At 38.8% G+C, this 16,467-nt stretch carries 28 protein-coding genes; 26 read left to right on the top strand and 2 right to left on the bottom strand.

Annotated elements, in window-relative coordinates; translation table 11 throughout:
- The first annotated feature begins 48 nt into the window (after nt 1–48).
- The 11 genes from BPR_RS16730 to BPR_RS16685 all read left to right on the top strand — a co-directional run bounded on the left by BPR_RS16730 (nt 49) and on the right by BPR_RS16685 (nt 4,842).
- Entirely contained in the window at nt 49–264 is a 216-nt protein-coding gene (locus BPR_RS16730) for a hypothetical protein (RefSeq protein WP_042258493.1), read from the top strand.
- Complete coding sequence (locus BPR_RS16725; RefSeq protein WP_042258490.1) at nt 222–734, top strand: hypothetical protein; 513 nt, start codon at nt 222–224, stop codon at nt 732–734. The genes BPR_RS16730 and BPR_RS16725 overlap by 43 nt, the downstream gene beginning before the upstream one ends.
- Nucleotides 735–775: 41 nt before the next feature.
- Nucleotides 776–1,060, top strand: a complete 285-nt coding sequence (locus BPR_RS16720) for a hypothetical protein (protein WP_013282671.1) — start codon at nt 776–778, stop codon at nt 1,058–1,060.
- Nucleotides 1,061–1,068: 8 nt separating this feature from the next.
- Nucleotides 1,069–1,215 (top strand): hypothetical protein, encoded by a 147-nt coding sequence (locus BPR_RS20830; RefSeq protein WP_154649892.1) that lies wholly within the window; start codon nt 1,069–1,071, stop codon nt 1,213–1,215.
- 1 nt (nt 1,216) lies between these two features.
- Nucleotides 1,217–1,468, top strand: a complete 252-nt coding sequence (locus tag BPR_RS16715) for a hypothetical protein (RefSeq protein WP_013282670.1) — start codon at nt 1,217–1,219, stop codon at nt 1,466–1,468.
- Nucleotides 1,465–2,439 carry a hypothetical protein gene (locus tag BPR_RS16710; protein ID WP_013282669.1) on the top strand — a complete coding sequence of 325 codons (975 nt, stop codon included), beginning with the start codon at nt 1,465–1,467 and terminating at the stop codon, nt 2,437–2,439. The genes BPR_RS16715 and BPR_RS16710 overlap by 4 nt, the downstream gene beginning before the upstream one ends.
- A gap of 10 nt (nt 2,440–2,449) precedes the next feature.
- Nucleotides 2,450–2,842: a hypothetical protein gene (locus BPR_RS16705; RefSeq protein ID WP_013282668.1), complete on the top strand. Its 393-nt coding sequence runs from the start codon at nt 2,450–2,452 to the stop codon at nt 2,840–2,842.
- A 14-nt stretch (nt 2,843–2,856) separates the two neighbouring features.
- Complete coding sequence (locus BPR_RS16700; RefSeq protein ID WP_013282667.1) at nt 2,857–3,291, top strand: hypothetical protein; 435 nt, start codon at nt 2,857–2,859, stop codon at nt 3,289–3,291.
- Nucleotides 3,292–3,384: 93 nt separating this feature from the next.
- Nucleotides 3,385–4,011, top strand: a complete 627-nt coding sequence (locus tag BPR_RS16695) for a hypothetical protein (protein WP_013282666.1) — start codon at nt 3,385–3,387, stop codon at nt 4,009–4,011.
- A gap of 18 nt (nt 4,012–4,029) precedes the next feature.
- On the top strand, nt 4,030–4,587 hold the full coding sequence (locus tag BPR_RS16690; protein WP_013282665.1) for a hypothetical protein: 558 nt from the start codon (nt 4,030–4,032) through the stop codon (nt 4,585–4,587).
- An 18-nt stretch (nt 4,588–4,605) separates the two neighbouring features.
- Nucleotides 4,606–4,842 carry a hypothetical protein gene (locus tag BPR_RS16685; protein WP_013282664.1) on the top strand — a complete coding sequence of 79 codons (237 nt, stop codon included), beginning with the start codon at nt 4,606–4,608 and terminating at the stop codon, nt 4,840–4,842.
- Nucleotides 4,843–4,877: 35 nt separating this feature from the next.
- Here BPR_RS16685 and BPR_RS16680 read toward each other — a convergent pair whose 3' ends face one another.
- Entirely contained in the window at nt 4,878–5,075 is a 198-nt protein-coding gene (locus BPR_RS16680; RefSeq protein ID WP_013282663.1) for a hypothetical protein, read from the bottom strand.
- Nucleotides 5,076–5,160: 85 nt separating this feature from the next.
- Here BPR_RS16680 and BPR_RS16675 point away from each other — a divergent pair, with 85 nt between their 5' ends.
- From BPR_RS16675 to BPR_RS16610, 14 genes are all read left to right on the top strand, one after another.
- A complete protein-coding gene (locus BPR_RS16675; protein ID WP_013282662.1) occupies nt 5,161–5,556 on the top strand; it encodes a hypothetical protein in 396 nt (131 codons plus the stop codon).
- Nucleotides 5,537–5,848 carry a hypothetical protein gene (locus BPR_RS16670; RefSeq protein WP_013282661.1) on the top strand — a complete coding sequence of 104 codons (312 nt, stop codon included), beginning with the start codon at nt 5,537–5,539 and terminating at the stop codon, nt 5,846–5,848. The genes BPR_RS16675 and BPR_RS16670 overlap by 20 nt, the downstream gene beginning before the upstream one ends.
- Before the next feature lie 15 nt (nt 5,849–5,863).
- Nucleotides 5,864–6,391 carry a hypothetical protein gene (locus BPR_RS16665; protein ID WP_013282660.1) on the top strand — a complete coding sequence of 176 codons (528 nt, stop codon included), beginning with the start codon at nt 5,864–5,866 and terminating at the stop codon, nt 6,389–6,391.
- 1 nt (nt 6,392) lies between these two features.
- The gene (locus BPR_RS16660) at nt 6,393–6,764 is read left to right on the top strand and encodes a hypothetical protein (RefSeq protein ID WP_013282659.1); all 372 of its coding nucleotides are present in this window, start codon (nt 6,393–6,395) and stop codon (nt 6,762–6,764) included.
- A 1-nt stretch (nt 6,765) separates the two neighbouring features.
- Nucleotides 6,766–7,170: a hypothetical protein gene (locus BPR_RS16655; protein ID WP_013282658.1), complete on the top strand. Its 405-nt coding sequence runs from the start codon at nt 6,766–6,768 to the stop codon at nt 7,168–7,170.
- A gap of 392 nt (nt 7,171–7,562) precedes the next feature.
- Nucleotides 7,563–8,450, top strand: coding sequence for a helix-turn-helix domain-containing protein (locus BPR_RS16650; RefSeq protein WP_013282656.1), 888 nt, complete (start codon nt 7,563–7,565; stop codon nt 8,448–8,450).
- Nucleotides 8,451–8,455: 5 nt separating this feature from the next.
- A complete protein-coding gene (locus tag BPR_RS16645; RefSeq protein WP_013282655.1) occupies nt 8,456–9,763 on the top strand; it encodes a hypothetical protein in 1,308 nt (435 codons plus the stop codon).
- 86 nt (nt 9,764–9,849) lie between these two features.
- Nucleotides 9,850–10,134 (top strand): hypothetical protein, encoded by a 285-nt coding sequence (locus tag BPR_RS16640; RefSeq protein ID WP_013282654.1) that lies wholly within the window; start codon nt 9,850–9,852, stop codon nt 10,132–10,134.
- Nucleotides 10,135–10,194: 60 nt separating this feature from the next.
- Nucleotides 10,195–11,055: an RNase A-like domain-containing protein gene (locus tag BPR_RS16635; protein ID WP_013282653.1), complete on the top strand. Its 861-nt coding sequence runs from the start codon at nt 10,195–10,197 to the stop codon at nt 11,053–11,055.
- Nucleotides 11,056–11,154: 99 nt separating this feature from the next.
- Nucleotides 11,155–12,165, top strand: coding sequence for a hypothetical protein (locus tag BPR_RS16630; RefSeq protein ID WP_013282652.1), 1,011 nt, complete (start codon nt 11,155–11,157; stop codon nt 12,163–12,165).
- 1 nt (nt 12,166) lies between these two features.
- Entirely contained in the window at nt 12,167–12,574 is a 408-nt protein-coding gene (locus tag BPR_RS16625; RefSeq protein ID WP_013282651.1) for an ADP-ribosyltransferase-containing protein, read from the top strand.
- Nucleotides 12,574–13,083, top strand: a complete 510-nt coding sequence (locus BPR_RS16620; protein ID WP_013282650.1) for a hypothetical protein — start codon at nt 12,574–12,576, stop codon at nt 13,081–13,083. Before BPR_RS16625 ends, BPR_RS16620 begins: the two co-directional genes overlap by 1 nt.
- Before the next feature lie 411 nt (nt 13,084–13,494).
- Complete coding sequence (locus tag BPR_RS16615) at nt 13,495–13,782, top strand: hypothetical protein (RefSeq protein ID WP_013282649.1); 288 nt, start codon at nt 13,495–13,497, stop codon at nt 13,780–13,782.
- A 448-nt stretch (nt 13,783–14,230) separates the two neighbouring features.
- A complete protein-coding gene (locus BPR_RS16610) occupies nt 14,231–14,491 on the top strand; it encodes a hypothetical protein (RefSeq protein ID WP_013282648.1) in 261 nt (86 codons plus the stop codon).
- A gap of 855 nt (nt 14,492–15,346) precedes the next feature.
- Here the strand turns inward: BPR_RS16610 and BPR_RS16605 are convergent.
- Entirely contained in the window at nt 15,347–15,811 is a 465-nt protein-coding gene (locus BPR_RS16605) for a hypothetical protein (protein ID WP_013282647.1), read from the bottom strand.
- 261 nt (nt 15,812–16,072) lie between these two features.
- Between BPR_RS16605 and BPR_RS16600 the strand changes: the two genes are divergently transcribed.
- Nucleotides 16,073–16,441: a hypothetical protein gene (locus tag BPR_RS16600; protein ID WP_013282646.1), complete on the top strand. Its 369-nt coding sequence runs from the start codon at nt 16,073–16,075 to the stop codon at nt 16,439–16,441.
- Nucleotides 16,442–16,467: the final 26 nt, after the last annotated feature.

Raw genomic sequence — 16,467 nt, 5'->3', positions numbered from 1 at the left:
CATACTTATATATATCAGTTAATGTATGGTGAACAGGAGGATAAACAAATGAATATTGATGCGAAATATGCAGAGATGTATGCAAAAGATTTTGTTAAAAAGCATCCTGATCTAGCAAGAGCAGTTTACAACGAATATTCAAAGCTCATGATTCCATTTGATTGCGATGATGAATTTGAATGCGATTATGTGGAACGTAAACCCGCTGGAAAGTCTCCTTTTTGTGTGGAAAGTCTCCTTTTTATGAATCAAATGAATCAGTAGCAAAGACAAAGGCAGCGGATATAAAGCCATGGGTAATTGAAACGGCTGAGATAGAATCAGCTAGGTTGAATACAGATAACGGTTTTGTTAACAACGTGCTTGCAATTGTAAATCAGCATGCGAACGAAAAGGAAGAATACTTTGTATCAAACTATCTCTGCAATATGCAGGGGCATTCTACAAAGGATCCTAATGACGTATTTGAAGAACAGGATACGCTCCTTGTCATAGGATATTATCTTGAGAATTTCGGAAACAGCGCGGCAGAGGTCTACCAGAAGATGCTTGATAAGGAACTGTCTCTTACTGGAAGAGAAGCTTATCCCCAGGAAGTAGCCGCGGGGCTTATCTTGGATAACTTTAAAACCATTCTGATTTATAAAAGCGTTATTATCTTGCAAGGCGGCATGATTGGAAAGCAGCTCACATGGGGCTGCTTTTTATTTTGCTTAAAACATGCCATAACTTAAAAGTATTTATTTTAATGTCAGGTAAAAGAGAGGAGAATAAAATGGCGAATACATTTGGATTTATCATCAAACAAAAAGCAAATAGGATTGCAGGTGTAAAAGATGGTACATACATTGAGTGTGCAAATCAGCCACTTGTTTATGGCTACAAGACCAAAGAAGAGGCTGTTGAAAATGCCGGCGATAAGATATGCGACCTTTTTGACCATCTAAATGATGATGGAGCGCTTCCAATAGACAGCCTTCGCTACGAAGTTTACGAAGTTAATGGAAACGGATGCCCGATTGGCGAAGCACTCGCCATGGCGACATATGAGGAGATCTGAGGAAACATATGATAACAAAAGAACAGTGGTTGGAACTGTGCAAGAAACTCAATAAGTATTGTTCTTATGGAGAAATCCAGGATACTCCGAGCATAGAGCAGGCCGAGAACTATATGAAAAATATGCCAGTATGGATGCCAATGATAGGAGAATAAGATGGACAGATATATGATCATAAAAACTACAATCGAGCAGTGCCAGTGTGATATAAAGTCTACAGCAGAGATTGCTGCAAAAGACAGTGCTGCAGATATGATCAGAGCTAAATTCGTAAAGCTTGCAGGAGAGGAATACGAAAAGTTCCTTAAAACAGACCAGGCATTTGGTATGTGGGACAATGAGGATCCAGAGGATGATGATTCCAGGTTTAGAGATATTAAGTCTCTTAAGGAAAGGAAAAGAATATGAACAACGATTTCAAAAATGATTTTATCGACTTTGATGCTTTTACCACAGAAGAGTCGGTTATTACAGGCTATAAGTTTGCCGGTCTTCTTACTAAGTGTCTCATCGATAAAAATATCGTTGAAAGCAGAGCGGATGTAAAAAGGCGGAATTACATTGACGTTACCGAACTGGATTTTGATAATCTCAGACAAGAACTTTTTAAAAACGCCTTGGTAGAATACGATCAATGGCTATCTTACATTCCTCCATTCGAGCACGGTACCTTGAGAGCTAAGCATGGCTGGTATATAACCTGGGATATTAAAGAGATTAACCTCGAAGATAAGACTTTCAGGATCCGGTTCTGCAGATATGGTTTCAATGAAGGAAACTGGTATGCCCGCGGCACATGGGAGAGTCTGATTAGTGCTACATATGAAGATGGAAATGGCGGTGTTGGAGGCGATATTGTCTGGAAAACCGACTTCATGAATGACATACAGGCAATCACTGAAAGCGAGTTTTTGCAGCACGCAGATCCAATGCTTCAGGAGCAATACCTGCGCCTATATCGGAATAGAATGGAAAAAGCAAAGGAGATATACACTTTAGGCGGCAAATACGCTGATGATTATGATAAAGCATCTTCAGCTGCGTTGAGTATGACGCATATTGTCAATGTTCTCCTGGCTCTTAATAATAACAAGACTTCAGTCAAGAAAAAGTCGGGTGAAAATATTAAATCAGTATACCAGAGTTCGGACAATAGACGAATTCGTACTTTAAATGGCATCAGCTTTGTCTCTGATAAAGCTCCAAAAGCACACACTGAGCAGAGTATTAGAAAGTATACTTGTGCTTCATGGGTGGTAAGAAGTCATATAAGAAAAACTAAAACCGGGAAAACAGCTTTTGTAAAAGAACATGTCAATAAAAGAAAAAATATGAACGCGGCAGCACTACAGTGTGCGTCGATCAAAGTCGTAAACTAAGGAGAATAATATGTGGATCAAGGATATGGAAACCAACATGGTAAGACCTTACGGAATCTACCCTCATGACAGCCTTGTTATGTCAGAGGATGGAAGTAGTCTTCATTATTACAATATGCAGATCGGAGAAGGCTCCAAACATGGAAGCTTTAAGTTCGTAGCCGACAGAGAAGGAACTCTTCCCGAGGATATCGAAGCATGCAGAGAGTATGGAGAACTGGCATACTGGAATATCGGAGGATTTGAACCTGAGAATAAGAAGGACGAAAAGCGGCTTGGAAACATTACAAATCATGATATCATGAAGATATTTGGAGTGAAGGCATCTGAGCCAAAGAAGGTTTTAAAAACCGATGAGGACATCTTGAAGGAAGTTGAAAGACTCCTCATCCTCAGTAAGTAAATAAGGAGAAAATTATGTATATAAAGCAGAATCAGATAAAGCCAATCGAAGTAAAAGATTTTCTTATAAGAAACTGGGAGAAGTACGACCTGGTAGATTCAAAGGAAGACTTTATTGCTCTTTTAAACATCCTACAGGCCTGTGATGAAAATCTTGAATCACTCCATGAATCAGTACGCGAGGGAACATTTTGCGATATTGATGGCCGATGGGATAGCGACAGGGAGTTTGCAAAAGTGCTTCTTGAGCATGACAGCTTTTATACCGAGGAAGAATTCATCGAGTATATCATGTATAGGTGGAATGAATGGGAAGAAGACAGGGATCCTGATCTTGACGCCCCAGGCTCTGAACATATCAGACAGATGACTGATGATGAGGAAGAGATGCACTGGGACACTCAGATCACTAAAACTGATGACGGCTATGTCGTAAGAAGATGGTATTAAGTAATAGTAGCGTTGCCTTTGGCAGCGCTATTTTTGTGCAGAAAACTGTTAAAACAAAGAAAAAGATATCCTAAAAGAATAGGAGGGATTCGCATGAAATACGTGGTTACTGTACCAGAACAGGAATTTATCGTGGATTCAGAAAGTCCTGAAGAAGCAGTAGAGCAGGTTCTCGATTTTGAGACTATAGATGCATACGCGGGGAGATATTATGAACAGCCATCCGTTCCAAGCCCTGGTATGAATCCTGAGCATTACATAATGAAGCTCTTTAGGGAAAGCTCTGCCTGGGAAGCGGGGCTACATAAATATATAAGATGCAGCGATTCCATCTGCTTTACTGACCTTAAGAGGCTCTACATATATAATGAAACGCCTGACTTTCTTAATAAATACGAAGAGTTTGCTCCTATTGAAAGCTCACTGGAAGTTTTTGAAAACTGCCTTTCAAAGAAAGCATTTGATGATGCGGTCTGCCGGCTGAAGGTAGATGTAAATGATGTGGCTAGTATTGTGACAAAAGAACATATTGATCCATATTATGAACTTAAAGCCGGCGATAAAAGTATCTGTGTAAATGGAAGGTTTCTATTAGAAGCACTGTATTTTACAGAATCTAACGAGGTAAGATTTAGCGAGAATCCAAGAAAGATGATATATGTCGGTTCTTATGACAGTGCAAGACGCTCTGGTGTGTTGCCAGTAGGTAATGGCAGATAACGTATAAGAGGATAGCCTATGAAAAGAAATAAAAAGACGATGAAGTATATCCCTGAACTATGGTGGTATGAAGGGGAAGATGGAACTGAGTTGACATGCATATATGTAATTGGCTATTATGATAAATATGGATTACACTACCAGCATTCTGACAATGCTCCATATAACAATGAAAATGTGAGGCTGAAGGGAAAGAAATACCGGAAGGCTCCCTTTGCTTTTGACAGCCATGACAAAATGATCGAAGGACTCAAAGAATTTGATGCGCGCACCAAAAGGCTTGAAGAAAAAGGAGATATCAGAAAAGAAGCAGTGTATCTATGTCTGGACCTGGATGAAGATGGGGTTCTTAAGAGTGATCCGTTTGATATGCGGGGATATGTGTCTAAAAGAGGTACTATCTTTAATATTGTTGATGATGCATGGATTGATGGTAATAAAAAGAGATTCAAACTTACAAAGGATGATAAAAAATTAGTATTTCCTGATTTTGGGAAGGCTGCAGACTATGTATTAAAAAATTATGGATGGTGGGCTTGCTCCCATTACCTTAAGACCAGGTATGAATATTATTAAAAAGGAGAATAAGAGAAAATGAATAAAAAGAAGTATGATGCCACCCGGATGAAACGCGCTGCATGTATAGCTATTACATTAACTCTTGCCACGCTGTATTTTATATGGCCTATCTTTGATGGAACATTTGATACTGCCACATTCCTGTTTGGAAGAGATATTGCTGCGATGTCTTTATGCTGCGGAGCCTGCTTGATTATTCTTGCAGGCGGCCTGGTAAATAAAATCTTAGAAAAGAAAACTAAGAGCAAGTGAGATTTCTCACCTGCTCTTTTAATTTACTCAGTTTTTCATGTCTTTATCTTGTATATCCACTTACCTATCAGATATATCCATGCAATAACACACAGAACTTCTGACACAGACCTTGCCTGCTCAAACCAGAATCCAAGTAAAGTCACAGGAACGATGATAATAAGAAGGTACATTTCGACTTTGATATTTTTAGTAAATACCCAGGTGTAAAACTTATCAAATGGATTTGCCATGGGTTTGCTCCTTACTTATTTTATTTTAGAAAATCCATTCTTATTTTATACCAATGTTTATGTCAGGTAAAGAAAGGAGAACACAATGGGAAAAAAAATTAAGGGAAAGCTCAGGCAGGGATTTTCTATAGAGATAGATGCCAATAAGTTTTATTCTCTCATCGAGACAAAGATGAGAGAAGCCTTGGAAGAGATGGATGAGATCAGTAATCCTGATATCGAACTTTCAAAGATAGATAGAGACACGCTTGTATTTAGTGGAAGCTATGACGCAGATTACTCCGGGGAATATTTTGGAGCAACTCTCGAGAGTCCTTCTGAGGATAATCTCGAAAGACCATACATTAGTAATGGTTCTGAGGATATCACAGCTGCAGATTTTATCATGTCCAGGATTCCTCTTGGACTTAGACAGCTTATGAAGGTTGTAAAGATTGAAGAAAAAGAGGAGGATGTCGACTATGAGCGATATGCAGGCTGAGCTTAAAAAGCCAGATTTTTCTATGACAGAAAGAGAAAAGGAGATTGTTGAATCGGGGGCTGATAAGCCATGGTACTGTCTTCAGGCAGATTCCATTTCTGACATTTGCGAAGGCGATGATTTCGATGACGTCTGGGAAGTGGCTGAAACACTTTTTAAAGTTGCAAAGCGCGGTAATCTTTGTGTTGAGGGCCACACCGAGCCTATATCTGACATGAGGATTATGCGTCATATATGGGATACTTCAAATGACGATGCCATCATAACGGAAATCTGGCAGCAGGAACTTTAAATTAAGGAGAATAATATGCAAAAAGATACAGAAAGAGGCCTTATATCAGTTGAGGCGGAATATGTAAGTGCTTTTAAGGCAAAGGCGGATGGTTTTTCGTTCGCCTTCCATTCCAAGAAGCTTGGAGGCGACGTCTGGGATAAAACACTCGACGATGAAGGGAAGAGACACTCATTCTGCTTTATAAAGCCAGTATGGGAAAAGGAGTTCTTCCAGATATACAAGGATAAGACGGATGGTCTTAAGTATATCAAGTTTGATGGCTATTACTATGACGAAGGCTTTGATGCCGGAAGAGGAACTTCAAGATGCGTTCAAAGAGGTGGAACAATTGTCTCCCTTGAAAAGTTTCTCGAAGAAAAGATCTGGAAGGATCCCGATAAGTATGACCAGCTTTTAACAACCCGCAAGGAATATACAGAGGATATGCAGCCAATAGTAGCGATCCATTCAATGGCAACGTTTTACGATGATGCCTTTGAAGAACTTGGATATGATGATATCACAATGGATACCAAATGTGGCTGTTATGTGGAGGTGTAAAATGAGAAAAGCGGAAAAGGTTTGTAATACATATAAGGAAATGCTGGAATATATCGGGTTAACGGACAGACAAGCTAAAGAAATCTATCTTAAGCACCAGAAAAAGAAGACTTTTGACGAGCTGGCAAAGGAGTATGACATCACAAGAGTGCGCATTATAGCAACATGCGGACGCACCGGACGCAGATATAACCCCTTTAGGGATATCTGTAATGATTATAACTCTAAAGTTAGACGTGAAGGCTGGATAGAAAAACATCCTTATCTTAAAAATCACGAAGAAGAGATCTTAAAACTTGGAGAGCAGTTAAATGCTCTTGCAGATAAGATCGATGATGACATTAGGGATTCGTTAAGTAAGGAGAGTGCGTAAGATGTTTGTAAAAGCAAGTACTATCGGAAAAGCGGCAGCAAGCTGCAAAAGCATAATGTATGGCGTAAAGAATATCGAGGATCTGAGAAAGCTTAATGAGACGCATCATGTAGCCTGGGTTTATGTAATGACCATGTGCTACAACAGATTTGTTACATCAGATCTTAGTGACATCAGCGAAAGCGATACGATCTTGGAGTTTGCCATTGATGGATATGATTATGGTGTCCATCAGGTCCATCTTGAAAAGCCAACTTATAACTGCAGATCTAACGAGCTCGAATTTGGCCTTTTAGGCGGAACCGGTGAGATCGCAAAATGGCTTAGAGAAAAGACCATTTGCTGCATCTGGGAAAAGAAGTTCGCAACCGAAAATGGAAAGCCTGGCATTGAAATCATATGCTAATCTGTACAACTGAATAAAATACTTAATAAGAGCACTTGCTGCTCTTATTTTTTTGCAGTTTATCTTTTAGCAATAGCCATACTAGAGTTAGGATTTAATGTTGGTTTTCAAAAAGGAAGGAAGGTATGTTCAGAATTATCGCTTGTGCGTGCTGCATCTCCATGAATGTACTTATAGCGGCATTTGTACTGTTGTGTAATAAAAGCACGTTCTCATGCGCTTTTTGCTGCGCGCAATTATTTGTATAAATAATATAAAGAAGATAATGAAAATAAATATAAAAATATTAACCTATGAGATTTAACGTATAGGTCTTAATTTTATCCTGATACCTTACTAAGTAATGTAAATGTATTTACAAACCTTACTGAGTAAGGTATGGAGGTATATTGATGAGCGAGATATTTAATATGCTTACAGCAGAAGAAAGTAAGTTCTTAAGAGACACAACTGGCGATAAGTTTGATGATCCAATGACAGCAATGAAGGTTGTCCTTGCAATAAGGCAGGTGGCAGGAGGTAAAGAACTCATGCTCGATACAGGAGAGATGCTCAGTGGAAACTCACTGACTGAACTTGCTGAAGAGAATAAGGAGGTTGCGAAACTGCTTATAAAAGCATTTAACAGATCATCAGGATTGCAGGAAGGCAGTATCCTTGAAAGTTACGTTTTTGACAACAAAGATCCAAGAGAAGATGAAATGCAAAGACAGCTTATCCCCGAAATGGTCAAGGCACTTCGAGAAAAGACAGGGCTTTCACAAAAAGCCTTTGCTGAAAAATACGAAGTAAGTCTTAGCTCTTTGGAAGCCTGGGAAGCAGGAAGGAAAAAGATGTCAAAATATGCCTATACTTATCTTAAGGAGAGTCTCCTTGATGATATAAGGGCAGTTAAAAAGATCGGCACGCTTACCATTCCGTTTGAAGTCATGGACGAAGAAGGGATCCAGTATGTCATAAACTGCAGTGCTGCTACTAAGGAAATGGGGAAGGCCCTGTATGTCAGGGAGCTAAAGCCCAGAGACGAAATGGATGATACCACATATATTGCAGAAGTGGACCACAGTATCGAGATTGTCGATGGGAAAGAAGTAAGGGCAATTGAAAAATATAACTGCCCTGAATCAGTAAAAGAGTGTCTTAGAGTAGCTTCGAAATATAGCTGTGACAGAATTGAGTTTTCATTCTGGGGAGATATCGGTTTTTCAATGAAAGCCACAACCAAGGAAAGACTCGATTATTATCTCTCGGGCGAATATTTAAGTTATGAAGGGGAATGATGAATATGCCAAAATATATCGACAGAGAAAACCTTCCGCAGTTTAAATATTATAACTTCTGTGAGGGCGTAGATGACAACTGGGGCACAGTATCAAACCCTTATGCATCTTACCATACTGGCAATATAGGAAACAACGTTTTCTACGCCGGAGATACAACCGAACTTGATTTAGAAATGCCAGAAAAAGACATGAAGCTGTTAAACAGCGCAAGAAGAAATAAAGATGACAATTCGTGGACAGATATTCATTTTAAGTGGGCTGACAGTATAAAAAATAAAAAAGGAAAGCCTTATTCCTTGCTTGAATATGTATATATCATGCTATACGCAATGTTTAAGGATAGATATATTGCAGAAAAGTGGAAAGAAAGACTAGGAGAAAAAATAAAACCGTTATTACAAGAGGGCGAAGGCCATTTAGACGATTTGTATGCGTTTTTATTGGCGATGGTGACTTGCATCAGGTTTTCTTTATCACTACGTACCTGTCAGGGGTTCCCCTGGGAGGATGGAAATATTTATCCCAAAATGCTGCTTGTTGAATCGGAACTTTATAAATCATATAGAAACGGCGAAGCAAAGCTTGATTATAGGACTATTAAAAATGCACTGCAGGATGTATGTTATGTTATTACCATAAACGGTGAAAGCGCTGAAAGGAAAATGTGTTTCTTTCTTTCCCGGACAGGTGAGAAAACATACCTTCAAATGCTAGATCCTCAAAATGGAATTTCTGAATTTTATTTAAAGCTATTTGACGAAAAGGAGCAGGCTGTAATCGCATTTAATTCATCACATGACGAAAAGCTTGCTGGAAATACTATGTTGTTGGCAAGTCGTGCAACCTGCCACCCAAGAGGGGATCATGACTGTGATGGCGGGCAAAACGGCCAGTGCGTCTATTGTGATGGAAAACACAACTGCAAACATAAAAGTCTTAACATAGCTGCTGCCGTACTATATTGTTTCCAGGAATATATAGAGAAAATATCAGAAGGCAAAGAAATAGATGCTGAGAAAGTAACTGCCAGGAAGAACAATGGCATAAGCCATGAAGCCTATGTTCCGGCCGGAATGATAAGGCTTTATGATATAAGGTACTCTGACAAAGAGCTTGAACGCATCAATAAATTTGCAATGTTTGGCAAAGAGCGCTCAGAATATCCATCTACTGAAAAATCGCCCCATATAAGGCGTGGTACCATGAGATACAACCCAAAGACCGGGCAGAAAGATATAAAGGTAAAGGGCTCTATTATTCATAAAGACAGATATGAGGGGTTTGCGTCCGCCGACAGGATAAAAGAATGATATTCTGTGCAGAAAATCAAATGACAATATCATCTGGTATAATCATCCTATAAAGTAAAGAATATGAGTTGTAAATAGGAGTAAGAATGAACGCAACAATTAAATATGAGGCTCACGAAACAAGAACCAATGTTTTTGGAATGATGGCTAAAAAACTTGAGCCTTGGCTTTTAAAAAATAAAATTGAATATAAAATTGTAAAAGAAAAAGATATCCCAGATGATTGGGCACATGGATGTATTTTTCAGGGCAAACCCTTTATGAAACACTACGTGTGCGTGGTTTCAAAACTAAACAGTGACTGGCTTTTACAATTTGTTGATGAACTTGGAAATATGCCAGATAGCGAATATGAGAACCTTATTAACTAAGGTTCTTTTATTTTATCTGCCGCGAACCATAACAGGAGTAAGAAATAAGGAGATAGACCTATGGGCAGAGCAGTAGATGAACTTACTCAAAAACAATATATAGACCAGTTCAGAGATGCACTTTACAATGATCTAACATCAGCTGTTAATATCCGCAAAGGGCACACTGAAGAGATACATAATGCGCAAGAAGATTACCAGCTCGCAAATAGACTGGTACATGATAAAACAATTGCATTTGTATCCAGTTTTTACGATAAGGAAACAATGGAAGATGCTCTTACAAGCGGACTATTTTATGTGGCTCCTAAAATTGCCGCGTGGGTGCAATCTTCAAAGCTGGATTTTAAAAATGAAGATCAGTATTGGACTATTGCGATTACAATAAATGTGGGAGATGATGAGCCTATTGGAAGAGGCTTTGATAAAAACTTTAGAGAAATAGAATCGCCTGATCTTACCGTGGTTTTACAACGCGATAATACTAATGAAAACTACTATGGGTTCTATTTGAAGACCGCATATGTCGACATAACGACAGAACATGCTGAGTATACCGGAGTAGCATATACAAAAGATGAAGTAACCCGCCTGAAAGGCGTTGTTTTTGAATCGAAAATGGAAGAACTGGTATTTAAGAACCAAAATCTCTTCGCGGGAATATCAATTAGATATAAGCAGGATAAGGACCGTAATGATACGATAATAATGGAATATATTTCAAAGGACAAAGCAACAAAAACATTGGCGTATTTCCAAGAAAATAGCGAGCCTAAGATTAAAGAAGCGAGTCTTAATGGCCCGATGACGCGCCGTACTATTCATGAAATTGAACCTTATTTTGCCGATGCGATCGCCAATATGCAGCTGCAGATAAGAACCATTGCCAAAAACAAAAAGATCGATGATATTGAACGATAACTGATACAGCCTGGAATTTCAGGCTGTATTTATTTTGCGCAAAATTATCCATGCTTTTAATGTTAAAAATATTTATGTCAGATAGGAGAGGAAAATAACATGAAAGCAAGCGAATTTGCATTGTTCTTTGGATACGAACTTGTAAGAGAAGAGGCGGTAATCGATGGCATTCCATACAGATATAAGCTTATAGATAAAGAAGGCGCTGGTCTGGATAAACTGATCATGGACATTAAGGATATGCCTGTAAGCCTGGCATTTCGCTTTAACAAGAAAGTGGATCTGCGGCTTATAGAATCAGGATTCAAGCCTTCAGAGCATACAGAGGATGATCATTATAAAGCAGCTCTTGCATATATCGAGGAGCATCCAAGAATGTCTTATATTACCGATGAGCTCTGCGAAGTGGTAAAATGTATCTGTGAACCAGAAGAACTTGAGAATGACGTTTATGAAGATGATCCTGAAAACGTAAAAGGCTTTGTCTACGACTATTTTACAGAGACTTACATGTATGCCAGAAAAGCAGTAGATGAGCTTATAGCGCAGGAAAACAAATCTCTTTTAGAGATCATTGATACCGTCCATGAACTTAAGGAAGATTCGGTCACTCTTTATGGAATCATGTTCCAAGAGATCGGAACAGTATGTCTTGAAGACTTCCTTGCAAGATGGCATGTCTTGTTAAACAAAAAAGAGGCAAAAGAAATCATCTTTGATTTTACCCCTTGTGTAGACGGGCTGGATGGCGGACTTATTGTAAAGACATATGACACTGTGATAACAGATAATGAAAGTTATTATGCAGATGGCCAGGAAGAAATGATAAGGTCTCTGGAAAATGAGAGTAATGTCAAAAAGTTATGCCTTGGCGATGTTATCAAGATTAGATGGGCATCTCGCATAGGAGCTGTCGTTGTAAAGCATGAACTCTCTTTGTCATATACTGATCTTTATAACCTCAGGGTGTCTTATCTTAATGATAAAACATTTTCAGATGCTGAGGTAGATGAGCGCATAAAAGAGATCTTAAGAAGTGCCGGAGAAGATGTTATGGAAGATGAGTTTACCGAACTTATCAGATGGGCGTCAAAGGCAGCGGAGGGCTAATATGTACACAGCATACCATGGAACAGACTACTATGGAGACATAAAGAAATTTAGAAAGAGCAAATCCGGAGCCCTTGGCTCCGGACTCATCTATTTCTCCATAGACAAGAAGAATGCAGAATATTACGCTACAAAAGAGCGAGGTGAGGGCGATGTATATGAGGTGGAGCTCAATGTTTCAAACCCATATATCCTTCCATACAATGGCGAACCTGTTGATTTTATTTTAAGCCCTGCAAAGGCAGCCAGACGCAAGGCTGAAAACGGCAATTATTGCTACTGGCTTAAAGCAAGTGACTATAATAAGTTCATCAAAGAAGGTTATGACAGCGTAATGTACAGGGATGAGATCGCAGTGTTTTCTGCAGATGTAGTAAAGATCATAGGAAAGGAACATGTGAAGTTCTAATGAATGAGACGGAGAAGAAGTTAAGGGCCTGGTTTAGACGTAAGGCTTATAGTACCGGTAATACTCCTACAAACAACGGGTTTTATCTTTTAAGCCCTGTGTATAACAACGCTGGAACCCTATATGATGCTGTTGATGAAAATGGGAAGCACATAACATATGTAAATGAAACTTACGCGTCCATAGAGCTTGACAGGTTCAGCTGCTCCTATCTTCATTTTACCCCATATACAAGAAAACATATCTGGGATAAGATAAAGGATCCAAAGCAGTGGAATGGCGAAAGGGTTGTGCCTTCTGATAAGTTCACTGAGTGGGAAAGCGGACATTCCATTGTGATCCCAGCTGAGGACATCATTAAGATGGCTGAGCTTATAAAAGCTTCCCAGGAGGAATACTGCAGGGCAAGAGACATGAAAACTTCAAAGATAAAACTTAGTCCATATGCAAAGCTTATAGGAAGAACAACCAGCTACGAAAAAATAAAGAAAGACTACGGTCAAAAATGAACTACCATGACCGATGACATCGGAAATGGTTTCTACAATACCAAAGTTGTATAGTAAGGCACGCTCACAGTGCCGCTACTCCGTCGGGACAAGCCCTTCGGCATACTTGAAAATGTTATTTGATGCGCTTATGGCGCGTGGGAACTAACACCTTGTATATTTTACGCACCACAGGTTCTTGGTTTGTTAGATTCGTGGCACAACCTCATATATACAGTTTTCAAGGTTCCGATTGACTTATTCTATCACGAACAACAGTTCGTGTAAAGGCGATCCATCCCACAACCGATTCCATCGGAAGGGGTTTTCTCGCACGTTATTTATAAAAAATAGAATAAAGTTTACTGGTCTTGTTGAATTTACGGTTCAAATCAGATATTATATAACAACCAGTAAGGGGAGGATGACATTATGAATTTTGATCAAGCGCTTATGAAGATGAAACAGGAAGAGCCTTGCAAGGAACCTGTAAATATTGTTATCACATTTGACAGCAAAGAGTACGGCGGAAAAGGTTTTACTACCTTGCAGGCGCCAAGATACTATAAAGAAAAAGAACAGACCATGGCTGTTGTAAAAAGGGCCTGGGAGTGCTTTTGCAATGGAAGCGAAGAAAAGCTTAACAGTATTACGGGGATCAGCGTTGAAAGCGCTACTTCTATAGTAGTTGAGAAAAATAAAAAGAAGATTCCGGCTTAAAAAATACGTAAATAAGATGCAGATTACTGCATCTTATTTTTTTTGCCCAGATGTGTTCAACCGGCGGTTTAGTGCGGATAGGCTCTGCATATATTAAAGAGCATTAAAGACAATATGTATTATAAGAGGGCTCTTTTTGTTTGCAATTTTATATACATTTAATTGACATAGCGAATATCAAAGTATACTATACAAGCATGCAGGGAAACTATGAAATTCGCACAGGTTGTAGATGTGTTTCTTTCATTATTCGTATTGATAGCGTTGCCAATGTTTCCTGATACGGATATAAAACTCAAGATCACGAACTAATACAACTGAATATGCCGATATCTGCAGTCTGCAACAGATGCTGGTGTTTCTGCTGCTTTTAACACATGGGGCACATCCGTGTCCGATTTGCATGTTGGAAAGATATTAGGAATATAACAACCAAAAAGGAGAATGTATGAGAACAAAAGGGTTAACACTACGCGAAATATTACACACAGCCAAAGAAAATGGAATAGATAATATTTTAGATATGGAAATAGTAACAATTCGTCCTGTTAATGAATCATACCCCAATAGTCCCCGTGTTCCCCATGTTGATAATGCAGATGGTATTCCCTATTACTATGATGATTTGGAATTTTATGTCAGCTTCAATTTCGTTACCCCGGTTGAAGATAATAGTAAAACTGGACGTACATGCCTTGAATTGCTCTAATATATAAGTAATTAACGAAAGCGCTCTTCGCGAAGACGGAGATAGCGAGTACGATTTTGGTAAGTTCCTACTTGGCGCACGCGGTGATGCTGGCGAATTCGTTTTTGAGTTTGCAAGCGGAAGAGTTCTCGATAGGCTTGAGTAAAGGAGAAAAATAAGGCAGATGACAGTAGATGAGATGTATGAACTACCACCACCGATATTATCGAAAATGGTTTCTACAATACCAAAGTGATATAGTAAGGCACGTCCACGGCGCCACTACTCCGTCGGGAAATCCCTTCGGCATACTTTAAGTGTTATATATGCGCTTTTGGCGCGTGGGAACTAACACCTTGTATATTTTACGTGCCATAGGTTCTTAGCTTATTAGATTCATGGCACAACTCCATATATACAGTTTTCAAGGTTCCGATATGCTATATATTTTAGCACAAACATGTGTTTGCGTAAAGGCGATTCATCCCACAACCGACTTCATCGGAAGGGGTTTTCTCGCACGATATTTATAAGCGAATAGAAGAGATCGATAAAGAGCTTGAAAAGGAATATGAAGACGGCGAAACAGCCTGGGCTTCAAACCTTGAATGTGAAAAAGAAGAACTCGAAGAAAAGATCACTGAGCTTGAAGCAGAATAATTAAATAATGTAAAAATAAAAGCAGTCCTTAACGTAAGGGCTGCTTTTTTAATGCTAAAAAGCGGAAAGCCTCTACAATGTCATATCGGCATTTTGGATTTGAGCATTTCCATCTGCGCTGTTTCAGGATCAGTGTTAAATGACATGTGTCTCGTAAGTCGGTGGTGGTAGTTCAAATGCCTCGCCAGGACAGGTTAATAATTGCCAACAAGAATATCAGTCATCCAATATCTCTCTAAGTTTGTCAAAATTGTCCGGATGTTCTTTTTTAAATGAATCGATAGCCTTTAGAAAGCTTCGATAACAGGATTCCATCTCGTTGATATTTTGACAAAATGCATCATAATCATTCCTGGTAATGCCGATTGCCGAGAGTTTTTCCTCATTATAACTGCCGCTACGGATCATATTCATAAACTCTTCTTCAAAATTGTTTTGATAAGCCTTTTTCAAACAGTTAAATGCCTTGTCAGGGAATGCCTTTTGCCTTATTGACTGGGCAAGCAGGTTAATGAAATTAAGCAAAAAAACGAAAAAGAGCAGGGCCACACTTAAATAAAAATACGTATTGCCTGAAGGTTCACCAAATATAAGCGCGATGCCCATTAAAGAAATGGATAATATAACCCCCATAAGCGATATAGGTGGTATTATATAAGAATAATTTATTTTTTTACTCATAAAAATGCCTCTGTATAGTATATTTATAAATTATCTGGCGAGAAAACTCCTCTCGACGAAGTCGGTGGTGGTAGTTCAACGACCATAGTTTATTATAAGGCGTGGAATTATTCCTATCAAGATACATATCTTTCCTATCATTTACCACAATGGTGTCAATATAATGTAGATCCCGAATATCTGGCAACGGCACTTATTTTATTTGCCAAAGAACATAATATACTCGTTACAATATAAATGTCAGTTAAAGAAAGGATAAATATGGAAAAGAAAAATATTATAATTATCAACTTGAGTGATGATGAAGGAGATCCAGGATGCAATAGAAGCTTTATATTGGCGCCACAGGTCTTTACCGACAAGGTAAAAAAGCTGGCAGAGCTCATTGAGAAATCATGGCTTGACGAAAGCGTATCATGTATGACATTTATTAATGCAGGATATAATGAAATCATGGATTCTGAGCTTTCAGACTATAGACGGATTGCTGAATTTGACGAAGACGGTCTGGCTCCAGGAGATGTGGATGTGGATGACAACTCTTATCATCAGCTGTTTCTTTTATTCTTAAAGCTTGAAGAAATGTCCAAAGAGTACATCGAAGTTGAGAATTATTCATATTGCGGATAAGCGCAAAAGAAGGAGAATAAAAGGAT

The sequence above is a fragment of the Butyrivibrio proteoclasticus B316 genome (assembly GCF_000145035.1).
Taxonomy (GTDB): Bacteria; Bacillota; Clostridia; order Lachnospirales; family Lachnospiraceae; genus Butyrivibrio; species Butyrivibrio proteoclasticus.
Note: the sequence above shows the minus strand (reverse complement) of the source record. Positions and strands in the feature narration are given on the sequence as shown.